The sequence below is a fragment of the Rhizobium sp. R634 genome, from assembly GCF_002211305.1.
In the GTDB taxonomy this organism is placed as follows: domain Bacteria; phylum Pseudomonadota; class Alphaproteobacteria; order Rhizobiales; family Rhizobiaceae; genus Rhizobium.
Genome location: NZ_LOKW01000023.1, coordinates 332,319 through 346,131, shown reverse-complemented (window position 1 = coordinate 346,131; position 13,813 = coordinate 332,319). Strand labels below are relative to the sequence as shown.

The window sequence follows — 13,813 nt, the reverse complement described above, 5'->3', positions numbered from 1 at the left end:
CGCTGTGTATCGATTGCCTGAAAACGGAAAGGATCCGGCAGTGGCGACAAAATCATCGATTTCCGATCTCGACGCCCAGATCGAAAAGCTGCGTGAACGCAAACGTCTGTTGATAGTTAAATCGGCCGAGCGGTTTGCCCGCGCCGCAACGAAATCCGGCTTGGCAGAGATGGAGATCGCCGACGAGGAGGTCGATCGGATCATCGAGGAGATCGCCGCGCGATTTCGAAAGGGGGAAAGGAAAGGCGCCGCTGGCCCCGCTCCTCAAGCGCGTCGATCAGGAGATAGCGGCGCTGGAGCGCAGGGGCAGGTTCCAAATGACGGCTGAGCGCAGGCGCGACGCGCGCGAAATGATCCTGCTCGGCGGGATCGTCGTCAAAGCCGGGCTGTCGAAGGCGGATAGGGCATTCCTGCTCGGCGGCCTTATTGAAATGGCAACGCTCGTCCCAGGCTCCATTGAGCATCGGCGGCTACGCGATATCGGCGAAGAGGCTTTCAAGGCTCCGTCGCTGACCGACGTTTCATCGCATCTCAAGGAGACGGCGGAATGGGCCTAAGAGACAAACCACATCCAAGCCTGCTGCTCGTTTTGGCGCCGATCGCCGTCACCACGATCACAATCTACATTGTTGGCTGGCGATGGCCGGGACTCGCCGCCGGCATGTCCGGGAAGATGGAACACTGGTTCCTGCGGGCAGCACCTGTGCCGCCTCTACTGTTCGGACCTCTTGCCGGACTTCTGACCGTGTGGGCCTTGCCGCTGCATCGGCGAAGGCCGGTCGCCATGGCAAGTCTTTTGTGTTTTCTCGGTGTTGCCGCCTTCTATGCGCTGCGCGAATTCGGCCGGCTTGCACCTGCTGTGCAGGCCCGGGTCGTTCCGTGGGATCGAGCGCTGTCCTATCTTGATATGGTCGCAGTCATCGCCGCCGTCGCCGGCTTCATGGCAGTGGCTGTGTCCGCCCGCATCTCCGTCGTCGTGCCGGATGAAATCAAGCGTGCCCGGCGTGGAATATTCGGAGATGCCGATTGGCTGCCCATGGCGGCAGCAGGAAAACTGTTTCCGCCGGATGGGGAAATCGTCGTCGGCGAGCGCTATCGGGTCGACAGGGAAATCGTCCATGCGCTTCCCTTCGATGCAAGCGATCGTAGCACATGGGGACAGGGCGGGAAGGCGCCATTGCTCACCTACAAACAGGATTTCGATTCCACCCATATGCTGTTTTTCGCCGGATCGGGCGGATACAAAACCACCAGCAACGTCGTGCCGACAGCGCTCAAATATACTGGACCTCTGATCTGCCTCGATCCCTCCACTGAGGTCGCGCCCATAGTCGTCGAGCACCGCACCAACGCGCTCCGGCGGGAGGTCATGGTGCTCGATCCCACAAACCCAACCATGGGCTTCAACGTGCTCGACGGAATCGAGACGTCGAGCCAAAAGGAGGAGGATATCGTCGGCATCGCGCATATGCTGCTGTCGGAGAGCGTGCGCTTCGAATCCTCGACGGGATCCTATTTCCAGAGCCAGGCACACAATCTCCTGACCGGGCTGCTGGCGCACGTCATGCTGTCACCGGAATATGCCGGGCGGCGGAATCTGCGAAGCTTGCGGGAGATCGTTTCCGAGCCCGAGCCCTCGGTGCTCGCCATGCTGCGCGACATCCAGGAAAACTCGCAATCGGACTTCATCCGGGAAACGCTTGGTGTCTTCACCAACATGACCGAGCAGACCTTCAGCGGCGTCTATTCCACGGCATCGAAAGATACGCAGTGGCTTTCGCTCTACAGTTATGCCGCGCTCGTCTGCGGCAACGCGTTCAAACCGAGCGATATCGTCAGCGGCAGAAAGGACGTGTTCCTCAATATCCCGGCATCGATCCTGCGCTCCTATCCCGGAATCGGCCGCGTCATCATCGGCTCGTTGATCAACGCCATGATGCAGGCCGACGGCGCTTTCACGCGCCGGGCATTGTTCATGCTCGATGAGGTCGATCTGCTCGGCTACATGCGCGTTCTCGAGGAGGCCCGCGACCGCGGCCGCAAGTACGGTATCAGCATGATGCTGATGTACCAATCGGTCGGTCAGCTGGAACGGCATTTCGGAAAAGACGGCGCGACCTCATGGATCGAGGGCTGCGCCTTCGCGAGCTATGCCGCGATCAAGGCGCTCGACACCGCCCGCTCCGTCTCGGCCCAATGCGGTGAGATGACCGTCGAGGTCAAAGGCAGTTCACGCAACCTCGGTTGGGACAAACGGGCCGCTGGCCCGCGGAAATCCGAGAGCATCAGTTTCCAACGGCGGCCGCTGATCATGCCGCATGAAATCACCCAGTCGATGCGCAAAGACGAGCAAATCATCATCGTGCAGGGTCATAGTCCGATCCGCTGCGGACGCGCGATCTACTTCCGGCGCAGGGAGATGGATGCGGTCGCCAAGGCGAACCGCTTCGTCAAGTCGATTACTTGAGGATCAATGCGAGGCCGTACCTCGTCGCCGCAGATCAGCGGAACCGGCTGACTTCCGTGGCCGACTTGCGGCGGCTGATGAATTCGCGCAGCAGCGGCAGGAAGAAGGCCTTGCTGAAGCGGCCGGACGGCGGCTCGGGCTCGAGATAGAATGAATTGCCGACGATGTCGGTGTTGAATTCATCGAAGATGACCCAAAGTCTGCGATCGGCATCGAGGCCGGCGCGGCGCTTTTCGATCACGGGCACCTCTACGGCAAAGCGCGACGCCTCCGGCTGCTTGGTGGTGATGGGAAAGAAGAGAACCAGATCCCCGTCCGGCCGCGGCATTCTTACGCCGACCGCGACCGGCCGCTCCCTGCGCCCTTCCGTCTCTCCGCGCTCGGCCTCCCGTGCCCACAGGTAGGGATAGCGTATGACGCTTGCGGTCTGGATCAGATCATAGCTCATTACCGACTTGCCTCATCCTCACCAGCATAGGTCTCGACGGCGTTTTCGAATTCGGCGAAGAGTTCATCCGGCATGGTCTCGATCGTGCCGGCGGATCGACGGTCGGATTGTTTCATCAGTCGCTGATAATCCTCGATGTTGAGGAGGACGAGACGCGGCTTGTTACGCTGGGTGATGGTCACCGGATGGCGAAGCGCCTCGGCGATGATGTCTCCGGATTTGCGGGAGAGATCGCTGGTAGAATAGGAGCCGCTTGACCTGGGCATTGGTGGTTCCTCATTGCTGTATTTGCTGTTATATACAGCACTTCCAACAATGCTGCAAATCGCTTCCTATTGGAGGTTTGGCAGGAGGGTGCCATTCTTGCTCTCGCGCAACGCCCGATGCGTCGAGAGGCGGCAACCCGCCGCCTCTCAGTATCCGAGCTGCTCTATGCCAAGGATTAGATGGCGCGTGCTGCGTGGACCGGAATTCCCGTTTCCTGCGTGATGTTCTTTATGATCGGCGCCAGCGAGCCGAGTTCCTCCTGGGACAGCGCGACCAGTTCCGGATAGTTGACTTCGACACCGTCATCATCCGCCGCCACCGCGATGATCCAGCTGCTGCCATTGATGCGGTATTCAAACGTGTCGAAATCGAATTCGAGCGTGTTCAGCAGATTGATGCTGAGGCGATTGAAAATCTCGGTCTCACCCTCCAGCCGATAGGCGGCGAACTCATCTTCGCCGGCGAAAACGCTTCGCTCCAATTCCATGATGACCTGGATCCGCGCAATCGCCGCTTCAAGTCCTTCAACCAGACGATCATGAAGCTCTCGCGAGAATTCGCTGTCGCAGCCGAAGCGATTTGCGAGGACGACGAGCCGGAAGCCGGCAAGTTTGGTGTAGAGCATGAGGTTCTGATCGGTTGTCATGATGCGTCTCCTTCGTTGATGACGGAGATCGGCCACTCTGTTGCAAAGAGGGGTCAAGGACCGCGGGACGCGGCTCGCAAGCGGGGGAACCGATTTTTTCGGGAAGCGAAGTGCAACGCAGCGGCGGAAAAATTGGGGGAGACCGCGCCGTCCTTGACGCCGGATTTGCTGGAGTAAAATAGGACGGAAGAAAGAGAAGAGCCCCGCGGGCCTGGAGGGAACGCGACCGTTTCCGGCGCGAGCCGGCGGGAGTGTCGAGGGATGAAATCCTTGACAGCCTGGCGGCCGGTCGATCCGGCCGCCAGGCTCGTGAATGCGGCAAGAAACCTCCGTCAGAACGGAGGCTCGGCGTCGATGCGGCCATCCTGCTCCGCCCAGATCACTTCGCGTTCGGCCAGCGCCAGTTCGAGGTCGTTCTCGATCTGGCGGCGCTCGGCCGGATCGGCATTCCGCAGCTCGGCGCCCAGCAGTTCGATGATTTCGTCGATGCAAGTGGTCATTGTCGTCTCCTTGACGTTGTGAAAGACGACGCCCGCGGTCATGGCGGGATGGAGGGGTCAAGGATTGCGGAGCAACCGGCGGAGCCGGCGAGTGGGGGAGCCGATTTTGTCGGAGCGGAGGGAACCGGAGCGGAGGCAAAATTGGGGGAACCGCTCGTCCTTGAGGCCTTCATTTCGCCATGGCACCCTCGGACGGACTGAGCAGACTTCCCCTCTCGTGTGGCACCAGAAAAGCCAACAACGGGCGCGATGCCCGTTGTTCGGCTGTTCGTGCGGAAGAACGAGAGCCCCGCTTCGCTAGCGGAGCTCCTTGGGCTGGGATCAGACCTCCCGCTTGGGGCGGTTCCAGATGAGCGCGTATTCTCCTTCCTTGTCGCCCGGCCAAAGTGCTGCGGTGATCGGAGCGTTGAAGCTCGGATCGTCCAGCTTGACGGAGATGTATTCCTCGCCGTCGTTGGAGATTGCCTTCCAGCCTGCGCCGACCTCGACGCCGTTGCCGGCGGTGACGCGGAAGTCCGGGGCGTCGCGCGAGACGCGCTCAATGGGATTCAGGCGGGCCTTCATGCTAACCGTGAGGGTGCGGACGTTGCCGACGATGGAGTTGTTGCCGTTGGTGGTGAATTCGCCGATGACTGCCATGATCTTGTTCCTTCCGGTTTGTTCGGGCCGCGCCCATCGCGGCCTCGATGGCGGTGTATGGACCGCAGGCGATCGACGCCGCACCGTTCGGGCCGGAACGAAGTGGAGGACGGGTGGGAGCGGCTTTCTTGGATCGCGAGGAATGCGAACGCAGTTCGCAGGGGAAGAAAGTCGCGGACGGCCGTTGCGGGATGGCGATCGAGACGAAAGGCGCCCTTCGGTCACACCAGATCCATCGAGATCTGCATGGGTGCGCCAACACTTCAGACAGGAAGGTAGACGATCATGGCCGGGTTTCATCCGCGACGCTGAACGGCAAAAACAACGGTCCTGGCGTCATTGCTTATGAGCACTCCGGCCCGAGACATCGGTGTTCGCCAATTCGTCGACGCCTACGCCAGCACTCCCGCTCGTCTTATCTCAGCGATGGTCGTCAGTGGCGGCACGGTTAAAGAGACCATCGAGCGGCAAGATGCATCACCGATATGAATCGATTTGCCATGACCGATTCAGGAAAGTCGTTAGACGGCCAAACGGGGAGCGCGCATGATCCGGTCATGGATGCACAAGCCGACACCACATTGCTCTACCGGATCGACCGGGCGCTGAACATGGCGCGCTTCTATCGCCTGTCGATCCAGCCGACATTGTTCGGAGGCAGCTCGCTCGTGCGCAACTGGGGCCGGATCGGAACCGAAGGTCGGCTAAAGGTGGAACTGTTCGACACGCTCGGGCAAGCTGCGGTTGCCCTGGAACGTGTGGCCAGTCGCAAACTGCGCCGCGGCTATCGCCACGAGAACGCAGCACGTAGCTTGGTCGCGCTTTCGCGCTCACAACAACAACCAGTTCTCAATCGGCAAACCATCGTAGAATGAAAAGTCCCGCACATTATTGGTCACGAGGATCGCGTCGATCGAGAGTGCATGAGCGGCTATCAATTTGTCCAGATGATCTTTTTTGCGTTCGCGCGTGGCAAACCTGACAGGTCCATAGGCCCGCGCCGCATTGGCGTCGAAAGGCGCAACTGGGATCGCTTCTATCAGGAATTCCAGGTTTGCCCGCTCCTTTTCCACGTTCGTCGAGGCAGAGACACCATATTCAAGTTCCGCAAATGTAACGGCTGACATGACAACGTCCCCGACACGGCATTGAGCAAAGCGACGCGCGACTTGCGGCGGCTGCTCCTTCATCAGGTAGATGCACATGTTGGTGTCGAGCATATAAAGCGGCATCAAAGCGCATCCCGCTCGGCCTGCTCATGATCATCGCGTCCCTCCGCCATGAACGAACGGTCAAACCTCGCGAAACGCGAAAGCACGCCTTCCAAGGACGGCTTTAGCGGACGGATGCGAAGCTCGTCACCGATCCGCTCGATTTCAAGATCCACCTCGGTCTGGCTGTAAGCCAAATCCGCAGGGATGCGCACAGCTTGCGAGTTGCCGTTTTTGAATACCTTGGTCGTGTGCACGACATGCTCCTTCTTTCACGTACATCACATGTGTGTACATAGTACATTTGATGTCGCGATACAATACTGCCCTTCAAGAGATCATACCCTTAAGCCGTGTGCGGCTGCACGGCAGCCGGCATCTTCGATCGCCAGCGACGTGTCCGTCGCCTTCACTCGCTTAAAAAACCAGACGCCGAGGCGGCAAACCCATCTGGACCAAGCCTTTCCGGCTCCTCTCCCCCTTTTCGCAATGCCCAGTTGCAGCCGGCCTAAAAAAGCCGGATGCACCAAGACCACTCCATGTTCCCGGCCTGATGACTTCTAATTATCATGATCGCCGGGGGCCGAAATTTCAGGGTTGGGGGCGGAGGAAATTTGCCTTCGCACGCGTGCGTCGTCGGGGCGTACATTGCAAGATCAGCATTTTCGCCTAAGGCCTTTGCTGCTGACCGGGATCGTCGTATGCGCATTGGCGCTTGGACGGCTTGGCCTTTCTGTCGTGAAGCTTGTTGATGGCAAGCCGGGTGATTTTCTTGCCTTCCCGCTGATGGTTCATTCTGCCTGCGCCACTCTCTTTTATGTCATCCGGATGTCAGGCACTCGAACATCAGAGGGTTCGATGATGCGGCTTGCGGCGTTGGCGCTCATTCTCATGATCCTTGGGCATGGCCCGCCGGACCATCGGTCGCTGGATTTTTCGCGTTTCTCTATAGCGTGTCGGGCATTTTCGTTCCCTTATACTGACGAATTTTCCCTAGTATAATCCACCGCACCTATGCTACGCCTTCCTGTGCGGCTTGATCAGTCTTTGCGGGCAAGCGAGGGAAACGTGCGACAGTTTTTGATCGGTAGCCAGACGTTCGATGAAAGCTCCCCAGACTTTCAGCTGCATCTCGAACGCGCCTACGAACAGAAGCTCAGGCCACTTTGTCGGTGTAGGAAAGCGCCGGTGCCGATGTATATCGCCCGGATGGACGACCAGTTCCTGATCAAACGGATGCCGCTTTCAGGACGAGATCACGATACCGGCTGCCCATCCTACGAACCGCCCTATGAGCTATCCGGCCTCGGGCCGTTGATCGGCAATGCCATCCAGATCGACGCGGCGACGGGCGCGGCTGTGCTCAAACTCGATTTCTCGCTGTCGAAACGAGGGAACCGGTCGGCTTCGGCCTCATCTTCGGCACCGTCGGAAACGGTGCGAAGCGATCCGAAAAAACTGTCGCTCAAGGCGACGCTCCACTATCTCTGGGAGACAGGGGAACTGACGGAATGGACGGCGCTATGGGCTGGAAGACGCGGCTGGGGTCGCGTCCGCAGCAGCCTGTTGAACGCAGCGAGGCAGATGATCGTCCGCGGCGGCCCGCTCAGCGACATCCTGTTCGTCCCGGAGGTGTTCCACCAGGAGGACAAGGATGGGATCTCCGCCAGGCGCGCGGCGATATTGGCCGGCGCGCAGGCTACTGGCCCCGGTCCACGCAAACTGATGATGACGGTCGCGGAGGTGAAGGAATTTTCCTCGGCACGCGATGGCCAGAAGATAGTAGTGCGTCACCTGCCTTTCCCTTTCATGATCGACGAGGGCGCGTGGAAGCGGTTGAACGTCCGGTATGAAACCGAGCTGGAACTCTGGCGATCCAACGAGGAGTTTCATCTCATCCTCATCGCCACGTTCGGTATGTCGGGCGCGGGGATCGCCTCGGTCGACGAAGTGGCGATGATGATGGTCAACGAGAACTGGATTCCGTTCGAAAATGTCCATGAACTGCGTCTCCTGGAGCGGCTCTCCGGCCTCAAGCGCAGAAGCGTGAAGGGGTTGCGGTTCGATCTTTCTCGCGACCGGCCCATTGCCTCCGCGACGTTACCGGAGGCAAGGCCGGCGCCGGTCGCTATGTTCATCGTTCCAACGAACGCCGACGAAGACTACGAGATTGCCCTGGATGAGATGATCGCCGCGCGAGCCGAGATGACACCATGGATCTGGCGTCTAGCCGACGGCGAAATGCCGCGGCTGCCATGATCGACGCCAGCTTCCTTAGTCACGCGACGCAGATGACCCTAAAGGAAGGACATCGCGCCGGCGGCCTCGACTGCATGAAGCTCTTCGTCCGGTCAAATCGGCCGAGAGAACTCTCTGCCATTTCTGCATAGCTGCACTGCACAAAAAATGTTTTACCAAGCGGTCAAAATATGAGCATATTGCCTCCAGCTGATGCAGTTGATGGTTTTCCTCCCAGTACCATCGTGTCAGCTGTTCCCCTCTGGAGGTATTGACCTTCACACCTTAAAGGGCCCTGGTTTTCCAGCGGCCCTATTTTTCTGCGCCGTCGGTTGAGAGAGGCCTATTCGAGGTCTGCCCCGCCACGGCAATGGACAGACTCCAGGGAACGGGTTCACTTAGAATACTGACCCACTGCCCTTGTCACCGCCTCAACAGTGTCTCGATAGTAGATCTCGCTCACCCGAAACCGGCCGTCGATCCGCTTGCATTGCACGATGATGTCGACTGCGATCGTCAGCATCTCGCGGATGTCGTGCCGTTCCAGGTCCCCACCCCCCTCCGACTCCTTAACCAGCAACGTCAGCTGCTCGAAGGCGAGGCGGGCGGAGTCGGCATGGACCGTCGTGATCGAGCCGGGATGGCCGGAGTTGACATTACGGATGTAGTAGAATGCCGTCCCGTCACGCAGCTCCTGCAGCAGGATACGGTCAGGCCGCATGCGGAGACACGATTCGAGCAGGTCCTTGGCACCGACCTTGGCGAGCCCCTGCCCGCCTTTGGAGTAAAATAGCCGAACATGGTTGGGTTGCGGGACCACCAGCTCCGGTGTGTCCTCGATGGAAATGATCCGCTCGCTTTGCGGAATGTGGCGGATCAGCGCTTTCGATAGAGTTGTTTTTCCCGACCCGGTGGCGCCGGAAATTATGATGTTCTTTCTTGCAAACACCGCCTCCCGGAGAAAGGCCTTGTAGGCACCGATCCGATAGTATTCCAACAGCCTATGGTCTGATCGGCGCCCGTCGTCTTGGGCCGGCAAAACATCGGCGAACAAGCCTCCATGATCGAGATCCTCCAGGGTCAGCGACACGGAGGACGGCTTGCGGATGGTGATGCTGACGGTTCCCTTCGTCGTTGCCGGCGGGATGACGATCTGGATCCGCTCGCTGTCCGGTAGAGTCGCCGACAGGATCGGCCGCGTCTCGTCGATCGATTGGCTAGAGAAGCTCGCAACCGCTCGGGCGAGACGCATCAGCCTGTCGTATGACAGCTCCGGCACGTCGTGAGTTTGCCATCCTTGTCTGCCCTCCGTGACAATCTGCCCGGGCCGGTTGACGATGACCTCATAGAGCGTCTTGTCGCGCAGGAAGCGTGATAGCGGCGAAAGCAGTTCGCGCACGACGCCGGTGTCGGCAGCTTCAGTCATCGCCGAACCTATTTTGTCACGAGCTTCGAGGAGGGGCTGAAATCCCCAAGCGCAGCACGGTCGTAGATGCGGTTGCGGGGCTCGGTCACACGAAGGCGGTAGACGCTGGAGAAATCCAGATCGCGGGCGACGAAGATCGAAACCAGTTCGCCCTGATGTTTCATGAGCGTCGGCGGAATGTTGATCGATTGCTCGACGGCGATCGCCGCTGCCTGCTGACCGGCGCTGGTGGTGTTTTGCGTTTCGACATCGCTGTCCTGCAGCCGGCTGCTGGCATAGGAACTGGCGTCGCCGACGATCGACAGGAGCATCGCGCTGCCAAACCGCTCCCACCAATGGGTGTCGACATAGCCGTCGATGCCGGCGCGGCCGAGCGCATCGGTTGCCGGCGACGCCAAAGTGATGATCACGCCCTTCGGCGTCTTCGCCCGGTTCCAGAGAACGAATAGACGTTTTTGCCCACGCCGAATGCCGCCGCGATATTCACCGACGACCTGCGTGCCTTTTTCCATGAGCACCACGCGGCCGTTATCTGAAAGGACGTCGCGGTTGATGACGCAGCTCGTGAACCCCGGCTGATCGGAAGAGAGCGCGGTCTCGAGAACGCAAGGAATGGATGTGCCCATGGCGACGATGAAATCGCGATTGCCCAACGTGCCGGCACGCGATCCCTGCAATTGCGTCGGCGTCAGTAAGCGGTTGAAGCGCTCATCCTCGTTTTCGCCCCGCGAGGCGAAGCCACCGGGATTGGCGCCGAGCGGCACGTAGTTGGAAGCCTGATCCGTTGCCGCATCCTGATCCTGCCGCCGCGTCGCCGGCGATTTCTCGCCGCTATAGACAATGACCGGCGCACGGCGGGCAGCATCGAGCAGCTTGTCGTCGTCGGTCGGCGCCTGCTCGGCGGCGACTGGCGTCGGGAGCTGGACCTGCGGCGGTGTCACCACCGACTGTGGCTCCTTCGCAGGTTCGAAATCCGATGTCTGGCGGATAACCACCCGCTCCGGCTGGGCACCATCTGACGGCTTGTCCTGGCCGCGCATCGACCAGAGAGCGAAGGCGACAAAGACGACGATCGCCAAGGCGACAGCGCCGCGTTTGAGGATCGGGTTGTTGTCGAGCCGGCCACCGGCCGACGTCTCGGCGCGCTCGCCGGGGATCTGGGAAATCTCTTCCTCGGCCATGTCACCTCCTATTGCGCCGCGCCGGGCGGCGCTTTGACGAGGCGCTCGACCGATGGTGACGTCGTATTGGTCTCGGGATTGATGCCGACGCGATCGTAGGCTTCGTTGAAGACGCAGAGGACGTCGCCGCCTCGGCGCAGTATGAACTTGCGGCTGATCGCGTGAACGAGGACGAGATTGCCGTCGACGGACTTCGGAACCAGGCTTTCGCTGCCGTCGGAGTTTTCCATATAGACCGCAGGCATTTCCTGGTTGCCGGCAAAGGCGAAGGTAGTGACCTTCCCGTTGTCATAGACCGCTTGCGGTTCGAGCGCCTGGGATCCTTGAGCGGAATAACGCCAGTTGCGCGGCCCATAGGCTTCGTGGAGGGCAAGCACGCGATCGGCCTCGCCGGCCTGTGCCGCCTGCGCCCGGGCGGCCGCTTCCTGCCGGCGTCGCTCCACCTCATCTGCAGGATAGCGATATTTCACATAGAAATAGGTGTTCTGACCGGCTTCGACGCTGCCGTCACGGACGGTGAGTTCCATCTGATAGCTGCGGGTCGAGCCGTCCCGTCGTGTCGTCACCACGGAGATATTCGTCACCGGCTGATTTTCCCGAGGCTTCAAGAATAGAATGTTGCCGGCCGGCGCCACTTCCCAGGCGACGCTGTTGCCAAGCGCGATATGAGCGATTTCTTCGTCGGCGGCGAATTCGATCTGCACCGAAGACCGGAGCGTGCCGACGACTTTGGTGATGTTATAGGGCTGATAGTCGACGAAACGGATGCGGCTGTCCTGCGCGGCGCCGCGTGGCGTTTCCAGGGCAAGCGCCGCCGAGGAAAGGCCGACGGCCAGGAAGAGCGGAAGGAGAAAGTGCGGTCTCAATTGATGGCCTCCGGATCGGCGCGATATTCGCTGACGGCGAAGCCGAGCGGATTGATCAGCCGATCGGTCGAGGACATCGGAGCGTTGGCATAGGAGAAGGTAAGGGTCGCAACCCAATGCGTGGTGCGCACCTCGTCACCGCGGGTCACGGTTCTCATATAGCGGACGGATGCCACATTGGCGTTGATCAGCGAGATGGAAACGATGTTGATCCGCGCCGTGGCGCTACGGCCGTAGATGTTCTGCGGGGAATCCGGGTTGCTGCCGCGATAGACCGCTGCAAACCGCGTCTGTTCCGGCTGCGTCGACAGCAAGGCGACGGTGCGGAAATTCTCCTCTCCTTCACTCCAGACATAACCTTCGCGGGCGCGGACATATTTGGCCGCGAAATATTTGGTGACGGCCTCGTCGTAGGTGCCGGCGGTCGATGTCAGCGCCGAGACCACATCGACGATGCCGGTGGAATTATCGACCCGCACGACGAAGGGCTCGACGGTTTTCAAAGGGGTGAGGCCGGCAACGGCAAATACCGAGACGCCGGCCAGGATGCTGGCGCAAGCAGCGACGAACCAGGCAATGCGGGCGGAACGCTCGACCTGGATCATACGGTCCTGATCGAACCGGCGGGCTTTTTCAAAGTAACTTTTGAGGTTGTCCGTGGTCACCATATCATTCGCCCTCGCACGGACGGTAGGAGCCCGCGACATCGAAATGCGCGAAAGCGGCCGGCGGAACTGAGGACGGCTCCTGCACATAGGCGGCGGCGTGACTGGTCGGCTCAGCGGGAACGGCCCCGGTCGCCGGTTGCTCGCCTCCACTGTCCTGCCACTGCCACATGGCACGGTTCAACGGCCGGCGGGAATAACCATCACATTTCGGGAGCGGGTGGGAAATCGAACCGCAGCCTATGAGACCAGCGGTCAGAAGAAGCGACAAAACGATACGGAGCATCCAAAAAACCTGTTCAATTGTCTGAAGCGTTGGTTGCCGTCATTCGGTCCGGCCTGGCGTCAGGCGGCGGACGACGGAACGCGCGCCGCGGCCGACCGCTCTGGCGGTATGGGATGTCGCCCAGGCGAGCGTGCTTTCGTGCGCATCGCGGGCGGCACCGTAGCCGTAGGTGAGCGACGCCCCGCCCGCCGCAAGAGCCGAAGCAATGCCGGGCAGTTGGTAGAAAACATAGAGAGCGGCAAGGCAAATGGCGCAGAGCGCGATCGGCCGCATCAGGACGTCGCTATAGCCTTCGATCGCCGTAAACGTCGTGTCGATGCAGGTGATCAGCAGCGAGCCGATGGCAACGACGAGCACCTGAAGAATGACGAAATTGACGAGCTGGCCGATCCAGGATTCGGTGAACCGGCGAGTGGATTGGAACATCGCGAGCGCGATGAAGATCGGGCCGATGGCCAGAACGATGGCGAGCGCCAGCCGGGCATAGAGCGAAACGATATAGCCGATCGCCGCCACGATGAAGCTCGCACCGATGACCATCATGCCACCGATGCCGGTGACGATATCAACCGGCCAGGAGGCGCGCGACCAGATCTCATAGGCGCATTTCTGGCCCTTATCGAGCAGGCTGTCGAAGGTCGATGCGCTCGGCGCCGTGCCGGAGTTTAGAGCCTGCGAGATTTCGCGCGGCAGCGCATCGAAAAAGATATTGGTGACGTAGGTCTGATAGTCGCCGGCATTCCTGACCAGCATGACGATGATGGCGAGCTTCATCGCCCGGAAGGCGAATTCGAGGATCGGTTCCGGCACGGAGCCGCGCAGAACGAGATAGCCGTAGAGCACGACATAGAGCGTAAGCGCCGCCGTCAGCGGGCCGCTGACCCAGCTGGCGATATTCGAGGTGCCGGAGGAAATGAAGTTTTCCAAGGGTGTCTTGAATTGCCCGTCAACGAAGCTGAAGACCTGATACATC

Annotated in this window: 19 protein-coding genes; 6 read left to right on the top strand and 13 right to left on the bottom strand. The window is 60.2% G+C overall.

All coding sequences use genetic code 11. From position 1 onward, the window contains the following. Positions 1–40: 40 nt before the first annotated feature. Genes ATY77_RS19635 through traG form a run of 3 tightly spaced genes read left to right on the top strand, consistent with a single transcriptional unit; the run spans position 41 to position 2,467 of the window. A complete protein-coding gene (locus tag ATY77_RS19635; RefSeq protein ID WP_088688478.1) occupies positions 41–328 on the top strand; it encodes a TraC family protein in 288 nt (95 codons plus the stop codon). Further along, complete coding sequence (locus ATY77_RS19630) at positions 318–557, top strand: conjugal transfer protein TraD (RefSeq protein ID WP_088688477.1); 240 nt, start codon at positions 318–320, stop codon at positions 555–557. Before ATY77_RS19635 ends, ATY77_RS19630 begins: the two co-directional genes overlap by 11 nt. Further along, complete coding sequence (gene traG / locus ATY77_RS19625) at positions 548–2,467, top strand: Ti-type conjugative transfer system protein TraG (RefSeq protein ID WP_088688476.1); 1,920 nt, start codon at positions 548–550, stop codon at positions 2,465–2,467. The genes ATY77_RS19630 and traG overlap by 10 nt, the downstream gene beginning before the upstream one ends. 34 nt (positions 2,468–2,501) lie before the next feature. Here the strand turns inward: traG and ATY77_RS19620 are convergent, their stop codons facing one another. The 5 genes from ATY77_RS19620 to ATY77_RS19595 all read right to left on the bottom strand — a co-directional run bounded on the left by ATY77_RS19620 (position 2,502) and on the right by ATY77_RS19595 (position 4,967). Beyond that, positions 2,502–2,915, bottom strand: a complete 414-nt coding sequence (locus ATY77_RS19620) for a hypothetical protein (protein ID WP_088688475.1) — start codon at positions 2,913–2,915, stop codon at positions 2,502–2,504. Further along, a complete protein-coding gene (locus ATY77_RS19615) occupies positions 2,915–3,181 on the bottom strand; it encodes a type II toxin-antitoxin system prevent-host-death family antitoxin (protein WP_088688474.1) in 267 nt (88 codons plus the stop codon). The genes ATY77_RS19620 and ATY77_RS19615 overlap by 1 nt, the downstream gene beginning before the upstream one ends. Before the next feature lie 176 nt (positions 3,182–3,357). Continuing rightward, complete coding sequence (locus ATY77_RS19610; RefSeq protein ID WP_088688473.1) at positions 3,358–3,828, bottom strand: hypothetical protein; 471 nt, start codon at positions 3,826–3,828, stop codon at positions 3,358–3,360. A gap of 332 nt (positions 3,829–4,160) precedes the next feature. Further along, positions 4,161–4,328, bottom strand: coding sequence for a hypothetical protein (locus tag ATY77_RS32935; RefSeq protein WP_190237660.1), 168 nt, complete (start codon positions 4,326–4,328; stop codon positions 4,161–4,163). A gap of 321 nt (positions 4,329–4,649) precedes the next feature. Continuing rightward, entirely contained in the window at positions 4,650–4,967 is a 318-nt protein-coding gene (locus ATY77_RS19595) for a DUF736 domain-containing protein (protein WP_088688471.1), read from the bottom strand. A gap of 500 nt (positions 4,968–5,467) precedes the next feature. Between ATY77_RS19595 and ATY77_RS19585 the strand changes: the two genes are divergently transcribed. After that, entirely contained in the window at positions 5,468–5,842 is a 375-nt protein-coding gene (locus ATY77_RS19585; protein WP_245314359.1) for a WGR domain-containing protein, read from the top strand. On the opposite strand, the gene ATY77_RS19580 is transcribed toward ATY77_RS19585, so the two are convergent. Together ATY77_RS19580 and vapB are read right to left on the bottom strand one after the other, a co-directional pair. Continuing rightward, the gene (locus ATY77_RS19580) at positions 5,798–6,199 is read right to left on the bottom strand and encodes a type II toxin-antitoxin system VapC family toxin (RefSeq protein WP_088688469.1); all 402 of its coding nucleotides are present in this window, start codon (positions 6,197–6,199) and stop codon (positions 5,798–5,800) included. The genes ATY77_RS19585 and ATY77_RS19580 overlap by 45 nt on opposite strands. Next, positions 6,199–6,435, bottom strand: a complete 237-nt coding sequence (gene vapB / locus ATY77_RS19575; protein ID WP_088688468.1) for a type II toxin-antitoxin system VapB family antitoxin — start codon at positions 6,433–6,435, stop codon at positions 6,199–6,201. The genes ATY77_RS19580 and vapB overlap by 1 nt, the downstream gene beginning before the upstream one ends. Before the next feature lie 391 nt (positions 6,436–6,826). Here vapB and ATY77_RS32620 point away from each other — a divergent pair, with 391 nt between their 5' ends. Then, the gene (locus tag ATY77_RS32620) at positions 6,827–7,180 is read left to right on the top strand and encodes a hypothetical protein (RefSeq protein WP_141103953.1); all 354 of its coding nucleotides are present in this window, start codon (positions 6,827–6,829) and stop codon (positions 7,178–7,180) included. 66 nt (positions 7,181–7,246) lie between these two features. Further along, complete coding sequence (locus ATY77_RS19570) at positions 7,247–8,437, top strand: DUF1173 domain-containing protein (RefSeq protein ID WP_088688467.1); 1,191 nt, start codon at positions 7,247–7,249, stop codon at positions 8,435–8,437. A 373-nt stretch (positions 8,438–8,810) separates the two neighbouring features. Here the strand turns inward: ATY77_RS19570 and virB11 are convergent, their stop codons facing one another. Genes virB11 through ATY77_RS19540 form a run of 6 tightly spaced genes read right to left on the bottom strand, consistent with a single transcriptional unit; the run spans position 8,811 to position 13,812 of the window. Further along, complete coding sequence (gene virB11 / locus ATY77_RS19565) at positions 8,811–9,842, bottom strand: P-type DNA transfer ATPase VirB11 (RefSeq protein WP_088688466.1); 1,032 nt, start codon at positions 9,840–9,842, stop codon at positions 8,811–8,813. Positions 9,843–9,850: 8 nt separating this feature from the next. Next, positions 9,851–11,023: a type IV secretion system protein VirB10 gene (gene virB10 / locus ATY77_RS19560; protein WP_088688465.1), complete on the bottom strand. Its 1,173-nt coding sequence runs from the start codon at positions 11,021–11,023 to the stop codon at positions 9,851–9,853. Between the two features lie 8 nt (positions 11,024–11,031). Then, complete coding sequence (virB9, locus tag ATY77_RS19555) at positions 11,032–11,889, bottom strand: P-type conjugative transfer protein VirB9 (protein WP_088688464.1); 858 nt, start codon at positions 11,887–11,889, stop codon at positions 11,032–11,034. Continuing rightward, positions 11,886–12,557, bottom strand: coding sequence for a virB8 family protein (locus ATY77_RS19550; protein ID WP_088688463.1), 672 nt, complete (start codon positions 12,555–12,557; stop codon positions 11,886–11,888). Before ATY77_RS19550 ends, virB9 begins: the two co-directional genes overlap by 4 nt. 1 nt (position 12,558) lies before the next feature. Beyond that, on the bottom strand, positions 12,559–12,840 hold the full coding sequence (locus ATY77_RS33270) for a hypothetical protein (protein WP_088688462.1): 282 nt from the start codon (positions 12,838–12,840) through the stop codon (positions 12,559–12,561). 39 nt (positions 12,841–12,879) lie between these two features. Continuing rightward, the gene (locus ATY77_RS19540) at positions 12,880–13,812 is read right to left on the bottom strand and encodes a type IV secretion system protein (protein WP_088688461.1); all 933 of its coding nucleotides are present in this window, start codon (positions 13,810–13,812) and stop codon (positions 12,880–12,882) included. Position 13,813: the final 1 nt, after the last annotated feature.

Bases quoted from the DNA above. Each gene is read 5' to 3' on its own strand.
- ATY77_RS19540 (WP_088688461.1), bottom strand. From the start codon at position 13,812: ATGTATCAGGTCTTCAGCTTCGTTGACGGGCAATTCAAGACACCCTTG.
- ATY77_RS19585 (WP_245314359.1), top strand. From the start codon at position 5,468: ATGACCGATTCAGGAAAGTCGTTAGACGGCCAAACGGGGAGCGCGCAT.
- ATY77_RS19610 (WP_088688473.1), bottom strand. From the start codon at position 3,828: ATGACAACCGATCAGAACCTCATGCTCTACACCAAACTTGCCGGCTTC.
- ATY77_RS19630 (WP_088688477.1), top strand. From the start codon at position 318: ATGACGGCTGAGCGCAGGCGCGACGCGCGCGAAATGATCCTGCTCGGC.
- ATY77_RS32935 (WP_190237660.1), bottom strand. From the start codon at position 4,328: ATGACCACTTGCATCGACGAAATCATCGAACTGCTGGGCGCCGAGCTG.
- ATY77_RS19620 (WP_088688475.1), bottom strand. From the start codon at position 2,915: ATGAGCTATGATCTGATCCAGACCGCAAGCGTCATACGCTATCCCTAC.
- virB11 (WP_088688466.1), bottom strand. From the start codon at position 9,842: ATGACTGAAGCTGCCGACACCGGCGTCGTGCGCGAACTGCTTTCGCCG.
- ATY77_RS19615 (WP_088688474.1), bottom strand. From the start codon at position 3,181: ATGCCCAGGTCAAGCGGCTCCTATTCTACCAGCGATCTCTCCCGCAAA.
- virB10 (WP_088688465.1), bottom strand. From the start codon at position 11,023: ATGGCCGAGGAAGAGATTTCCCAGATCCCCGGCGAGCGCGCCGAGACG.
- traG (WP_088688476.1), top strand. From the start codon at position 548: ATGGGCCTAAGAGACAAACCACATCCAAGCCTGCTGCTCGTTTTGGCG.
- ATY77_RS19595 (WP_088688471.1), bottom strand. From the start codon at position 4,967: ATGGCAGTCATCGGCGAATTCACCACCAACGGCAACAACTCCATCGTC.
- ATY77_RS33270 (WP_088688462.1), bottom strand. From the start codon at position 12,840: ATGCTCCGTATCGTTTTGTCGCTTCTTCTGACCGCTGGTCTCATAGGC.
- ATY77_RS19580 (WP_088688469.1), bottom strand. From the start codon at position 6,199: ATGCCGCTTTATATGCTCGACACCAACATGTGCATCTACCTGATGAAG.
- ATY77_RS19550 (WP_088688463.1), bottom strand. From the start codon at position 12,557: ATGGTGACCACGGACAACCTCAAAAGTTACTTTGAAAAAGCCCGCCGG.